The sequence below is a fragment of the Promicromonospora sp. NPDC023805 genome, from assembly GCF_040639635.1.
In the GTDB taxonomy this organism is placed as follows: domain Bacteria; phylum Actinomycetota; class Actinomycetes; order Actinomycetales; family Cellulomonadaceae; genus Promicromonospora.
Map to the genome: position 1 here is coordinate 88415 of NZ_JBFAAH010000025.1, position 12773 is coordinate 101187.

Below are 12773 nucleotides of genomic sequence, written 5' to 3' on the forward strand. Positions count from 1 at the left end.
AGCATCCATGACCGAACGCGGCTCCTGCTCGCACGTCGAGCTCGACGGGCGCCGGATAGTCGTCGACCTGTCCGACGGCGACCTCGCACGGCTCACCGCGATAGCGCACCGACGCGGTATCGCCGGCCCGCGGCTCGTCCTCGAGTGGATCCGGCGCGGGATGGTGAGCAACCGCATCTGGGCCGAGCCGGACGACCGGCAAGCCTCGCCCGACCGGACGGCGCGGGACGTCGAGGTCGCGCGGCAGTCCGAGGATCTCTTCCGTGACCTGCTGAGCAGCCCTGCCGAGCCCGACTGATCCGCGGGGCGGTCAGATCCGGCCCACCTCGGACTCGAGCATCGCGACCGCCTCGGCCGGTTCGAGGTCCCTGACCAGGACCCGCAGCGTGAGGCCGTCAGCGAGGGCGAGCAGGCGCCTGGCCTGCTCCAGGGCCGCCTGGTCGGCGTCGTCACCCGCGGCACGGCGTGCGCCGTCGGCAAGGCTGGCGCGGTGGGCCTGGATCAGCCGCACGCACTCCTCCTCCGCCCCTCGCCGGGCCTCGGCCAGCACCTGGCGGACGGCGGAGTGGTTGATCGACTTCGCCACGTAGGCGTACCAGACGCTGACGCCCATCCGGCCGGCGTCGTCCCGCGGGATCTGCTGGCTCACCACGTGCAGCAGGCGCACGCGCGGTGCCGCCTCGGCGGTCTCCTGATAGCCGCCGTGCGCGCTCTGGACGAGCGCGGTGCAGCCGGCCAGGACGAGCGCCTCCTTGGTGCCGAAGTAGTGCTGGATCCGGCCCATCGAGACGTCCGCCGCGGCCGCGACGTGCCGCAGGCTGACGCCCTCGATCCCCTGCTCGGCGATCACCAGCCAGAGCGCATAGACGATCTCCCAGCGACGTTCCTCGTGATCGACCACTTTCGGCATGCGCCCAGGGTACCAATACGTTCGCATCGTAACCTGTTACGATGCGAACGTATTGCAAAACGACCGCACTCCGAGAGGACCCTCCGATGCGTAGAAACCACACCGGACCCAAGCGCCGCCGGTGGCCGGTCGTCCTGCTGGCGATCCTGGCCGCGGTCTCGACGAGCGGTCTGGTGCTGCTCCTCGCGACCAGCAGCCCCGGCGTCGGCCACTTCCGCACGCCGGAAGCACGCAAGGCCTACGAGGACGCGTACGCCGACGCGCTCGACCGCCTGCCCGAACCCACCGAGACGCACGACATCGAGACGACCTTCGGCACCGTGCGGGCCTACGCGTGGATCCCGGAGGGGCAGTCGGACACCACCCCCGTCGTCCTGCTGCCCGGACGGTCGTCCGCGGCGCCGATGTGGGGCGACAATGTGCCGCACTACATCGAGCACCGCACCGTCTACGCCTTCGACGTCATCGGTGACACGGGTATGTCCCAGCAGACCGTCCCGATGCGCGACGTCGGGGATGCGGCCCGGTGGGTGGACGAGGCGATGGCGGGCCTCGACCTCGACCGGGTACACCTGGTGGGCCACTCGCAGGGCGGCGGGCTCGCCGCCGCGGTCGCGGTGCGGTACCCGGACCGCCTGGCCAGCCTGACGCTGCTCGAGCCGGTCCTGACCCTGAGCTCGCTGCCGCTCTCGGTGGTGTTCGCGAGCATCCCGGTCTCGCTGACTTTCCTGCCGGAGTCGTGGCGCGAGGCGGCACTGAACGACATCGGCGGAGTCGAGAACGAGGAGGTCGACCCCGACGACCCGCTGGCGCGGATGATCAACGTCGGCGCCGAGGGCTACAGCTCGTCAGGGCTGCCCAACCCCGTTCAGCTGACCGATACGGAGCTGAAGAGCCTGCCCATGCCGGTGTACGTGGCGATCGCTAGCGACTCCCCGCTGGCCGGCGGCGAGGCGGGGGCGGAGAAGGCGCGGCTGATCCCGGACGCCCAGGTCAAGATCTGGCCCGACACCACGCACTCCCTGCCGATGCAGGTCGCCCCGGCGTTGGACGCGGAGCTGGAGACGTTCTGGGCGGCGCATCCGTAGGTCAGGCGACGCGTCAGGCTGCCGTCAGGCGTTCCACCACCCAGTAGAGGGCCACCGCCACGATGCCGGCGGTCGCCGTCCCAAGCACCCACGCGGCGCTCCGCGGGGCTCGGACCCGCAGCAGCACCAGCAGCGGGAACACGACCGCGATGATGCCAAGCTGCACCGCCTCGATGCCCACGTTGAACGACAGCAGCGACCACAGCAGGGTCCACGACCAGGCCGCATCGATGCCCAGCGCGCCGGCGAACCCGACGCCGTGCACCAGGCCGAACACGAACACGACGGGGAGCCGCCAGTGGTCCCAGGCGGTCAGCTCGTCGCCGCTCCCCCGCCAGATCAGGTACAGGTCCACTGCCGCCACCACCGCTATCGACGCCGCTATCACCGGCTCGACCACGATCGCCGGCACGGAGACCACGCCGAGGGCCGCGAGCAGGAACGTCACCGAGTGCGCGACGGTGAACGCGGTGGCGGTCCACACGACGTCGCGCAGGCGGCGGGCACCGATCAGCAGCGCCAGCAGGAACAGCACGTGGTCGAGCCCGAACAGCAGGTGCTCGCCGCCCAGCACGAAGAACTCCCCCACCTGCTTGAGCAGGCGGTTCTCCCCCGTGATGAGGGTGGGCGACCCCGCGGTGAGCACCGCGGAGCCCTCCTCCTCGTCGAGCTCGTACCGGACGATCGTCTCGGTCGAGTGCACGAACGACTCGGCGTCCGGGAACAGGGCGCTGGAGACCTCGTGCACGCCCTCCGGCTCGCCGTCGCACACGAACGTGTACGTCAGGGAGGCGTACGGCCGCTCGCCGCGCTCCACCACGTCGGCGGCGCCGAGCGTCGGTGCGCACGGTTCGCCGTCGTACGTGACGACGAACCGGTCGGTGACGTACCCGTCGACTTCCCGCTCGTGCTCGTCCAGCTGCGTGAGCTGGTCCGCACGGCCGGTGGCCTCGTACGCCTCTGCCCGCAGCCAGGCGGACTTCATGAGCAGGTCGTACTCGAGGTCGAGCACGGCGGTCACGTCCGCCGCCGGCCCGCCTCCAGCGGTGGCGGACGCCGCCGGAGTCACCTCCGCGTAGACGTCGCTCGTGGCGTCGTGCGCCCACGCGGCCTGCCCGACGGCGGGGCTGCTCACCACTGCGAGCAGCCCCGCCAGGGCGACGGTGCGTCCGCGCCGGAGAGGACGGAACCTCAACGCCGCGCCGTCGTGAAGTACGACGGCGGGGCCGTCGTCGTGCCGCCACCCGCGGTGCGGGCCGTGACGAACCAGGCATACGTGCGGTCCGGCTTGAGGCCGGTCCACCGGACCGAGGCGACCTCACCGGAGGACACGGTGTCGCTGCCGATCCGGTGTACCGGGTCGTACAGCACGACCGACTCGGTGGTGAACGACGTCGTGCGGGAGGTCAGGTCGACCGGCAGCACCATGTTGTCCTCGAGCCCGTTGTACCGGTGCTCGGTGTCGTACTCGGTGGCGCCGAACTCGCCCAGCAGCGGCGAGTAGGTGTCGATGGCCACCTCGCCGCGGTCGACGTCGAACTGCAGCATCCGCAAGAAGGACGCACCGAACTGGAGCTGGTCGGCCGGGTCGTACCCGCCGACCTGGGTGAGCCCGAGCTGGCCCGCTGACACCGTGTAGAACTGGTAGTCCGCGAGGAGCTCGACCACGCCCCCGCCGATGTCGCCGACGACGGGCGGGCGCACGTTGGTGCCCACGCCGTGCCGGTGCCCGGCCAGCACCAGGAACACGTTCGGGTTGTCCTTGACGAGCAGGTTGTACAGCAGCGGCCCGTCCGACCCGCCGAAGTTTGCCCCGCGCCCGTCGGGCGACGTTGACGGCTCCAGGTAGTCGTGCGTGAGCAGGACGCCGTTGCGGTCGGAGTAGCGGTCGAAGATCGACGCCGCCCACTCGGCCTCGTCCCGGGTCACGCCGTAGGACAGGCCGACCACCACGAAGTCCAGGCCGCCGGCCGAGAACAGGTCGTAGTGGTTCTCGTTCGAACCCGGCGTCATCGAGCCGCCGTAGGTCGCGTCCTCCCAGTCCTCGGCGAGCGCCTCGTAGCGGTCGGGCCCGAAGTGCTCGTCGAACAGCTCGGGGTCGGTGCCCGACTGGTTGTCGTGGTTACCGGCGACGACACCGTTCGGGATGCCCGCCGCGTCGATCCGGCCCTGCGCCTGGGACGCGAACTCGAACTCGCTGGCCACCTGCTCCTCGAGCTCCGGCGGGATCGCCCGGATGTTGTTCTCGGTGATGTCGCCGGTGTGCGCCACGTAGGCGATCTTGCGCTCGTCGGCGTTGTCGACGATCCAGTCCATGACGCCCGTGTAGCCCTTGGCCCAGACGGCGCGCTCCTCCGCGGTCTCCTGCTCGACGGCGCCCTCTGTCAGGTACTGCGTATCCGTGTAGTGGACCATCGAGAAGTCGTACCCGGCCGGGTCGGCGAAGCTGTTCGGGTCCCCCGGGTCGATGTCGTCGGCGAAGGGGTCCTCGCCGGTGACCATCGCGTGCACCTTGCCCCGCAGCACGTAGTCGCTGGTCACCGTGCCTTCCAGCACGGTAGCTCCGTCGACGGCGCCGCGCGCCGAGGCCACGACGTCCCAGGCGTCGGTGTCGGGGTTCCAGGCCCGCAGGCTGACCAGGCGAGCCGGATCGGCGGTCCCCTCCCAGCGCAGCACCGGCGCGTCGACGCGGCCGCGGACCGGCACGTCGAACCGCTGGTAGGTGACGTCGCCCGACGTCGGCGAGTCCGCGGACCGGCCGTCGCCCGGCTCCAGCGCCCGGGTGCTCAGCTTCTTCTCGCCCCGCACGCTCAGCGTGCTCGGGACCTCTGTCGCCTCGCCCTGCCAGGCCTGGGTCGGGGTGAGGATCTCGGCGCTGGAGAAGGTTGCGGTGACCTGGCCGTCGTCGGGCTCGGCCACCGTCGCGCGCAGCGTCGCGGTGCGCCCCACGTCCGAGGTGCCCGACGCCGGTGCGACGTCGGCCGGCACGTCGGGAATCCCGGCGCTGACGAAGGCGATCTCGTGGGTGACCTCGTTGCCGAGGCCGTCCGTCGCGGAGACGGCGAGGGTGTGGCCGCCCGCGGAGAGGCCTGGCCCGACCAGGTCGCCCACGGTGGCCTTCTCGCCGTCGAGCGTGACGTCAGGGCCCTGCACCACGCCGGAGGCGTCGTCCACAGTGACCGCGAGGTGCACGGCGGTGGTGAGCCGGTCGCCGTCTGCGGGCGTGGCGGAGACGAGGGCCGGGCCGGTGTTGTCCGTGAACAGGGCGCGGGTGGCGGTCTCGCCGGTGGTGGAGGTGGCGGCGAGCTCGTGCTCGCCGTCGGGCAGCGCGGCCGTGTCGACGTCGGCGCGCAGGCCGCGCGCGGGGGCGTCCACGGTGAAGGTCACCGTGACCTCGCGCAGGGCGGTGCCGCTGGAGCCGCAGGTGCCGTCGCCCATCGAGTAGGAGGGCTTCAGCCCGACGCCGGCCGCTGTGCCCGACGCCGGGGTCAGCGCGAGGTTCGAGATGGTGAAGTCGTCGCGGTTGCAGTCGCCCGCGAAGGTGCCGGTGACTACCTTGACGGCGTTCTCGCCGGGCCGCAGCCACTCGTTCGGGATGACGATGTTCGCGCGCTGGCTCGCGTACGAGCCGCCCAGCGGCATCTCGGTCCCGTTGACGACCAGCAGGTTCGCGGCGTTGCCGTCCACGGCGTTCGACCCGACGTTGAACGAGAACGCCGCGTCGCCGGAGCCGAGCGTCCCGGTGGTCTCCACCGCTTCGCCGTCGACGGTGAGCTCCGTGGTGGCACCCTCGCCGTCCGCCGGGCGGGCGCCGATGACGGTGACCGTTCCGTTGGCGAGCGTGCCGTCGGTCGGGGTGAGGCGCGGGGCGCCGACGGGCGCGTTGTTCACGCGGACCTGGTGCGCCGTCGTGTCGCCGTCAGCCGTGCGTGCCTCGATGGTGTGCTCGCCGTTCGCGAGAGTCGTCGTGTCGAGGTCGGCGCTGAGCCCTGTGGTGCCCTGCGGGTCGCTCTGCAGGAAGAACGACAGCTCGGCGCGCAGGAGCAGGCTCGTGTTGGTGCCGCAGCTGCCGTCGCCGAACGCGTAGGTGTACTCGTTCTCCTCGCCGTCGGCGGTCTCGCCGAGCGGCTCGAGCGTGAAGTCGGAGAGCACGAAGTCGTCGTGGTTCACGCCGCAGTCGGTGCTGATGGTGCCCGCGACCACCTCGACGATGTTCTCGCCGGTCACGAGGTACTCGTTGGGGATCTCCAGCTCGACGCGCTTGCTCACGGCGTCCGGCAGGTAGATGGGCTCGGAGCCGTTGACCGACACGTAGTTCCGGTAGCGCGCCTCTGTCGAGTTCGTCGCGACGTCGTAGCCGAGCACCGAAGTGCCGAGCGTCTCCGTGGCACCCGGCACGTCGACGCCGTCGACGGCGAGGCGTTCGACGTCGTCACCCGGCGCGACGGGTTCGGCCGCGACCGGAACGGTCCCCTCGAGGAACTCACCCTCGTCAGGCGTGAGGACGGGGCCGTCGGCCGCCGGGTTCGCGGGCTCGTGCGGCGCCTTCGAGGTAGCACCGGCAGCGGTGCTGCCGGCCTCCGCGGGGGCAGCGGACGACGACGTCGCGACCCACCCCGTCATGGCGAGCGTGGCCGCCGTGACCGCCGCGACGAGACCGGCCTGCTGCCGACCTCGCTGTGTCCTGGTGACTGGCCGCATGGCCGTCCTCCCTGTGGTCCGTGAAAGGTGGACGGCCCTGAGCGCGCCCGGACGTCAACCTGGACCGGGCGGGTGAACAGAACGGGTGCGGGAGGCAACAACCGGACAAATAGTCCACTCAGTCGGGTGAAGCCCCAGGTCAGCGAGCGTGCGTGACCTGGGTGAACTTGAGCCTCGGCCAGCCCCTAGGATCTGCGCATGGCGAACCCTGGCGACCAGATCCAGCTCTGCTGCTTCCTGTGGGCCCACCCCGGTCAGGAGGCGGCACTGACCGCCTACGAGGACCGGGTACTGAAGCTGCTGCCTGAGCACGGCGGCACGGTGCTCCAGCGCGCGGTGTCCGACGGCGCGGAGGGCCGGCCGCACGAGGTCCAGCTCTACCGGTTCGAGAGCCAGGCCGGCCTGGACTCCTACCTCGCCGATCCCCGGCGCACGGCGCTGGCGGAGGAGCGGGACCTGGTGGTGGCGGGCACCGAGGTGTTCCCCGTTGATCTGCGGGGCGAGCTGCGGCCGGGCAACTGAGCGGGAATGACGAAGGCCCCCACCGTGGTGGGGGCCTTCGTCCTGCTGTGCGCCATCATGGACTCGAACCATGAACCCGCTGATTAAGAGTCAGCTGCTCTGCCAATTGAGCTAATGGCGCCTGCGACGGAAAGATTACCAGGGCTTTGACCCTCTGGCGCACCATTACTTCCGCCTCACGACGACCCGCGCAGAAGCCCCCGGGAGGGGCCTGCTGGACCATCGTCTGGTGCGCCATCATGGACTCGAACCATGAACCCGCTGATTAAGAGTCAGCTGCTCTGCCAATTGAGCTAATGGCGCCTGCGACGGGAAGAAACACTACCAGGACCTGCGCCGTCACCGGAAACCGAACGAGCAGCTCCGGCCTGTGAACTGCGCGACAGACCGACCTGCCTACAGGTACAGGCCGGTCGAGCCGTCCACCTCGTCCCGTTCGGCAACGCCGTGCACGTCGCGCTCACGCAGGAGCACGTAGTCACGGCCCGCCAGATCCACCTCTGCGCGCTCCTCGGGGTCGTAGAGGACGCGGTCCCCGACGTCGACCTGGCGCACGTGCTCACCCTTGGCCACCACCGTGGCCCACGCGAGCCGCTTGGGCCCGACGGCGGTCGCCGGGATCACCAGGCCGCCCGTCGAGTGCCGCTCCGCGGAGTCCGTCTCCGGCTCGACCAGCAGCCGGTCGTGCAGCATGCGGATCGGGAGGGTGCCTGGCTTCGTAGCGGCGTTCGTCACAGCGGGGGTGCTCACAGGACAACGCTACGCGACCGGCGGAGAGGGTTGTCCACAGGTCCCGCCGGACGGACCGCCGTCGGCCCGCGAGGCGGCTACCGTTACGCGCATGACCACACGTCTCGAGACCGGGGACAAGGCTCCCGACTTCACGCTCCCGACCGCCGACGGATCCACCGTCAGCCTCGCCGACCTGGCGCGGAACACGTCCAAGGGCGTCATCGTGTACTTCTACCCGGCCGCCGCGACGCCGGGCTGCACCAAGGAGGCGTGCGACTTCCGCGACTCCGAGGCGTCGCTGCTGGGCGCGGGCTACGCCGTCGTGGGCATCTCGCCCGACAAGGTGGCCAAGCTGGCGAAGTTCTCCGACGCCGAGGCGCTCACCTTCCCGCTCGCGTCCGACGAGGACCACGCGACGCTGGAGGCGTACGGCGCCTGGGGCGAGAAGCAGAACTACGGCAAGACGTATGTCGGCGTCATCCGCTCGACCTTCGTGGTGAACCCGGACCTGACGGTCGCCGAGTCCTTCTACAACGTGAAGGCGACAGGCCACGTGGCCCGGATCCGCAAGGCCCTCGGGCTCGATGGCTGAGCCGGGGGTGCGGCGCTGATGGGCTCCCCCGCCGACCTGCTCGACGTCGACTCGGAGCTGAGCTCCGCTGAGCTGGCCACCCGGGACCGGGTGCGAGAGTTCGTGGACCGGCGCGTCCGGCCGGACATCGCCCGCTGGTTCGCCGACGCGCACTTCCCGCAGGAGCTGGTGCCTGAGCTGGGCGAGCTCGGTCTGCTCGGCATGCACCTGGACGGGTACGGCTGCGCCGGCCGCTCCGCCGTCGAGTACGGGCTGGCAGCGCAGGAGCTGGAGGCCGGCGACTCCGGCATCCGCACGTTCGTGTCGGTGCAGGGCTCGCTGGCGATGTCCGCGATCCACAAGCACGGCTCCGAAGCGCAGAAACAGCAGTGGCTCCCCCGCATGGCGACCGGTGAGGTGGTGGGCTGCTTCGGGCTCACCGAGCCGGGTGCGGGCTCCGACCCGGCGAGCATGACGACGCGCGCCCGGTTCGTGCCGGGCAGCGAGGGCGGCGACACCGGCGGCGAGTGGGTGCTGGACGGCGCCAAGCGGTGGATCGGCATGGCCTCGTTCGCGGACATCGCGATCATCTGGGCCAAGGTGGCGGAGCCGCAGGAGGGTGGCGGCGAACGGGACCGGGTACGCGGGTTCATCGTGCCGACGTCGACGCCAGGGTTCGCGGCGGTGCCGATCGAGCCGAAGCTTTCGATGCGCGCGTCCGTGCAGTGCGACATCACGCTGGAGGCCGTCCGCGTCCCCGCGGACGCCCTGCTTCCGGAGCACCCCGGCCTGGCGGGTCCCTTCGCCTGCCTGGACGAGGCGCGCTACGGCATCGTGTGGGGCACCGTCGGCGCCGCGAGGGACGCGTTCGAGGCCGCGCTGGCCTATGCCAAGGGCCGCGAACAGTTCGGCACGCCGATCGCGGGCTTCCAGCTCACGCAGGCCAAGTTCGTGGACATGGCCCTGGAGATCACCAAGGCGCAGCTCATGGCGCTGCGGCTCGGCAGGCTCAAGGATGCCGGGCGGCTGGAGGGGCACATGATCTCGGCGGGCAAGCTCAACAACGCGCGCATCGCCATCAACATCTGCCGCGAGGCGCGCACGGTGCTGGGCGGCAACGGGATCACGCTGGACCACTCCCCGATGCGGCACGCGAGCAACCTGGAGTCGGTGCGCACGTACGAGGGCACCGACGAGGTTCATACCCTCGTGCTCGGACGACACATCACTGGACTCGCCGCATTCCGCTGACCTGCCCCGGGACCCGTAGACTGAGCGCCGCGCGCGAGTGGCGTAATTGGCAGCCGCGCCAGGTTTAGGTCCTGGTGTCTTCGGACGTGCGGGTTCGAGTCCCGCCTCGCGCACAGCGATCCAGCAGACGGCGACGGCCGCCTCCCGTGAGGGAAGCGGCCGTCGCCGTCTGCACTACCGGACCGGCCGACAGGCCAGGTCAGTTCTGCTGGGCCGCGAGGTCCTTCTTCACGACCTCCATGTCGAGGCCGCGTACGGCCTCCACGACCTCGGCGAGGCCCTTGGCCGGCAGCGCGCCCGCCTGGCGGAAGACCAGCACACCGTCGCGGAACGCCATGAGCGTGGGGATGGACGTCACCTGCGCGGCCGACGAGACGCCGGGGTTCGCGTCGGTGTCGATCTTCGCGTGCACGATGTCGTCGTTCTTCTCCGAGGACGCCTCGAAGACGGGGCCGAACATCTTGCACGGCGGGCACCAGTCGGCCCAGAAGTCCACGAGGACGATCCCGTTGTCGCTGACTGTCTTCTCGAACGTGGCATCGGTGATGTCGACGGTTGCCATGTCGCGTTTCCTCTCGTTGTACGTCTCCCTGGTGCAGCACAGTTCTGCCCTCAGCTATTCCGGGAAGAGCGCCGCAGTGAGCGGCGCGACACCCCTACGCCGGTCCGGACGGCGCGGGGGTAAGGCACCGCGCGGCGCGAACTGGTAGAACGGACCCCGTGACGGACACTGCCGACTACCCCCAGGACGATTTCTACCGCGACCCCTCCCAGGCCTCGGGGTGGCTGACGGACGAGGACCTCGCGGTCGTGCGGGCACAGCTCCCGCTCATCTACATCGACGCCATCCCGGTCCGGGTCGACGACTCAGGTGACGTCGTCGCCGTCGGCCTGCTGCTGCGCGTGAACACGCAGGGTGTGATGACGCGGGCCCTGGTCTCCGGCCGCGTCATGTACCACGAGCGGGTCCGGGACGCGCTGCTGCGGCACATCGAGAAGGACCTCGGCCCCGTCGCGCTGCCGCAGGTCCCGCCGTCGCCGCAGCCGTTCACCGTCGCCGAGTACTTCCCGACGCCTGGCATCACCGCGTTCCACGACCCGCGCCAGCACGCGGTGTCGCTCGCGTACGTGGTTCCGGTGACGGGCGACTGCCGCCCCCAGCAGAACTCCCTGGACCTCGCCTGGCTGACGCCGGAGGAGGCGTGCGCCGACGACGTCCAGGCCGAGATGATGAACGGCCAGGGCATGCTGATCAAGCAGGCGATGGCCCACGTGGGCCGGCTGCCCTAGCTCAGGTCAAGGACCGGCCAGTCCTCCAGGTCCGAGCGCATGCGGCGGTCGTGGGTGGCCACGACCACCGCGCACGGCGTGACCTGCAGCGCCCGGGTCAGCTCGTCGACGAGGTCGATCGACAGGTGGTTCGTCGGTTCGTCCAGGAGCAGCAGGTGCGGCGCGTGCAGGAGCGCCCGCGCCAGCTCGAACCGGCGGCGCTGACCCGCGGACAGCTCGGCGAGCGGTCGGTCCAGGTCCTCCTCGCTGAGCAGGCCGAGCCCCGCGACCGGCACCACGTGGTCCGGGTCCAGCTCGCCCGAGGCGAGCAGCCGGAGCGCCTCGTCGGCGTACGTCTCGAAACCGGTCCGCAGACGCGCCTTGCCGGTGATCGGCGCGCTCTCCTGCCCGACGACGCCGATGCGCGCCCCGGGCGCGACGAACCGGGTCCCCCGGTCCAGCTCCAGCGTCCCGGCCAGCGCGCCGAGCAGCGTCGACTTGCCCGTCCCGTTCGGTCCCACGATGAGCAGCCTGCCCGACGGCGGGATCGCTATCCGCGTGCCCGGCAGGTCCACTCGGGCGCCGCCGCCGTCCCCCACGCGCGGTGAGCGGACCTCGACGACCGGCTGGGCCGGGTCCCAGCCCGCGGACATCGCGGGCAGGTCCGGGAAGCCCAGCTCGACCGGCGGTTTCGGCACCTCGATGGCCTCGGCCTCGAGCTTTTGGACGAGCCGGTCAGCGGCCTTGACGTGGATGCGGGCGTGGGTGGCGCGACGGTGCTTCTGCGAGCCCTTCCCCGGGCGCCACTCGTCGGACAGGCCCTCGTACGACTCGTCCAGCCGCTCGGCGAGCGCCGCCGCCCGCTTGCGCTCTGCCCGGTAGCGCTGCCGCCAGCGGTGCAGCGCCTGGTTCTTCGCGAACCGGTAGGTCAGGTAGCCCGGCTGCCCGTAGAGCACCGGCTTGCCGTCCCAGGACGGGTCGAGGTCGAGGATCCCCGTGGCGACGTCGTCCAGCAGCTCACGGTCGTGCGTGACCAGGACGACGCCGCCACGCCACGCCACGAGCTCGCCCGTGAGGAACTGGATGGCGGAGTCGTCGAGGTGGTTCGTGGGTTCGTCCAGCAGGAGCAGGTCGGAGCGCTCGGCGAGGCGGCAGGCGAGGCGGACGCGGAACCGCTCGCCCACGCTGAGCTCGTCGAGGCGGCGGACGGGGTCGCGCGGCGCGCCGAGCCGGGTGAGCGCGACCTCGACGCGCCGGTCGGCGTCCCAGACCGCGAGGTGCTCGGCGAGCGAGAGCGTGCGTTCGAGCACCGCGAGGTCGCCCGAACCGTGGTCGAACGCCGCGGCCGCGGCCTCCAGCTCGGCGGCCGCCGTCCGCAGGCCGTCGAGCGTTGCTTCGACCAGATCGCCGATGGTCTGGCCTGGCGTGGGGTGCAGCTCCTGCTCGACGAGGGCCACCGAACCGTGCCGCCGGACCTCGCCCGACTTCGGCTTCAGGTCACCGGCGAGCAGGTGCAGGAACGTGGACTTGCCGGAGCCGTTCTCGCCCACGACGCCGAGCCGCGTGCCGTCGTTCACCGTGCAGCTCACACCGGCCAGCACGTCCCGCCCCGGGTATGCGAAGGCAAGATCCTGGGCGACGAGGTGCATCCGCCAAGCCTACGGGCCCTTCCGGACTCGGCAGACCCGGCGCTGGTCGAGCCTGTCGGTCTCGACAGGCTCGACCAGCG

The 12773-nt window shown here is 71.1% G+C and carries 12 protein-coding genes and 3 tRNA genes; 7 read left to right on the top strand and 8 right to left on the bottom strand.

Annotation, left to right across the window (positions count from 1 at the left end):
* Positions 1 to 7: 7 nt before the first annotated feature.
* The gene (locus AB0F70_RS21785; protein ID WP_357453183.1) at positions 8 to 298 is read left to right on the top strand and encodes a hypothetical protein; all 291 of its coding nucleotides are present in this window, start codon (positions 8 to 10) and stop codon (positions 296 to 298) included.
* A gap of 12 nt (positions 299 to 310) precedes the next feature.
* On the opposite strand, the gene AB0F70_RS21790 is transcribed toward AB0F70_RS21785, so the two are convergent.
* A complete protein-coding gene (locus tag AB0F70_RS21790; protein WP_357453186.1) occupies positions 311 to 910 on the bottom strand; it encodes a TetR/AcrR family transcriptional regulator in 600 nt (199 codons plus the stop codon).
* Positions 911 to 996: 86 nt separating this feature from the next.
* Between AB0F70_RS21790 and AB0F70_RS21795 the strand changes: the two genes are divergently transcribed.
* A complete protein-coding gene (locus AB0F70_RS21795) occupies positions 997 to 1998 on the top strand; it encodes an alpha/beta fold hydrolase (protein WP_357453189.1) in 1002 nt (333 codons plus the stop codon).
* Between the two features lie 13 nt (positions 1999 to 2011).
* Here AB0F70_RS21795 and AB0F70_RS21800 read toward each other — a convergent pair whose 3' ends face one another.
* Both AB0F70_RS21800 and AB0F70_RS21805 read right to left on the bottom strand, forming a co-directional pair.
* A complete protein-coding gene (locus AB0F70_RS21800) occupies positions 2012 to 3193 on the bottom strand; it encodes a HupE/UreJ family protein (protein ID WP_357453192.1) in 1182 nt (393 codons plus the stop codon).
* Complete coding sequence (locus tag AB0F70_RS21805; protein ID WP_357453195.1) at positions 3190 to 6699, bottom strand: metallophosphoesterase; 3510 nt, start codon at positions 6697 to 6699, stop codon at positions 3190 to 3192. Before AB0F70_RS21805 ends, AB0F70_RS21800 begins: the two co-directional genes overlap by 4 nt.
* Before the next feature lie 198 nt (positions 6700 to 6897).
* Between AB0F70_RS21805 and AB0F70_RS21810 the strand changes: the two genes are divergently transcribed.
* Positions 6898 to 7221 carry a hypothetical protein gene (locus AB0F70_RS21810; RefSeq protein ID WP_357453198.1) on the top strand — a complete coding sequence of 108 codons (324 nt, stop codon included), beginning with the start codon at positions 6898 to 6900 and terminating at the stop codon, positions 7219 to 7221.
* Positions 7222 to 7269: 48 nt separating this feature from the next.
* On the opposite strand, the gene AB0F70_RS21815 is transcribed toward AB0F70_RS21810, so the two are convergent.
* The 3 genes from AB0F70_RS21815 to AB0F70_RS21825 form a co-directional block, all read right to left on the bottom strand.
* Positions 7270 to 7342, bottom strand: a tRNA-Lys gene (locus tag AB0F70_RS21815).
* Positions 7343 to 7448: 106 nt separating this feature from the next.
* Positions 7449 to 7524, bottom strand: a tRNA-Lys gene (locus AB0F70_RS21820).
* Between the two features lie 93 nt (positions 7525 to 7617).
* Complete coding sequence (locus AB0F70_RS21825; protein WP_357453229.1) at positions 7618 to 7914, bottom strand: co-chaperone GroES; 297 nt, start codon at positions 7912 to 7914, stop codon at positions 7618 to 7620.
* A gap of 148 nt (positions 7915 to 8062) precedes the next feature.
* Here AB0F70_RS21825 and bcp point away from each other — a divergent pair, with 148 nt between their 5' ends.
* The 3 genes from bcp (at position 8063) to AB0F70_RS21840 (ending at position 9888) form a co-directional block, all read left to right on the top strand.
* Complete coding sequence (bcp, locus tag AB0F70_RS21830) at positions 8063 to 8545, top strand: thioredoxin-dependent thiol peroxidase (RefSeq protein ID WP_357453201.1); 483 nt, start codon at positions 8063 to 8065, stop codon at positions 8543 to 8545.
* Positions 8546 to 8563: 18 nt separating this feature from the next.
* Positions 8564 to 9775 carry an acyl-CoA dehydrogenase family protein gene (locus AB0F70_RS21835; protein WP_357453203.1) on the top strand — a complete coding sequence of 404 codons (1212 nt, stop codon included), beginning with the start codon at positions 8564 to 8566 and terminating at the stop codon, positions 9773 to 9775.
* A gap of 31 nt (positions 9776 to 9806) precedes the next feature.
* Positions 9807 to 9888 (top strand) — tRNA-Leu (locus AB0F70_RS21840).
* 86 nt (positions 9889 to 9974) lie between these two features.
* Here AB0F70_RS21840 and trxA read toward each other — a convergent pair.
* Positions 9975 to 10337: a thioredoxin gene (gene trxA / locus AB0F70_RS21845; RefSeq protein ID WP_357453205.1), complete on the bottom strand. Its 363-nt coding sequence runs from the start codon at positions 10335 to 10337 to the stop codon at positions 9975 to 9977.
* A 158-nt stretch (positions 10338 to 10495) separates the two neighbouring features.
* Here trxA and AB0F70_RS21850 point away from each other — a divergent pair, with 158 nt between their 5' ends.
* Positions 10496 to 11065, top strand: a complete 570-nt coding sequence (locus tag AB0F70_RS21850) for an NUDIX hydrolase family protein (protein WP_116674092.1) — start codon at positions 10496 to 10498, stop codon at positions 11063 to 11065.
* Here the strand turns inward: AB0F70_RS21850 and AB0F70_RS21855 are convergent.
* Positions 11062 to 12693, bottom strand: a complete 1632-nt coding sequence (locus AB0F70_RS21855) for an ATP-binding cassette domain-containing protein (protein WP_357453207.1) — start codon at positions 12691 to 12693, stop codon at positions 11062 to 11064. The two genes, AB0F70_RS21850 and AB0F70_RS21855, sit on opposite strands and share 4 nt — an antisense overlap.
* Positions 12694 to 12773 lie beyond the last annotated feature (80 nt).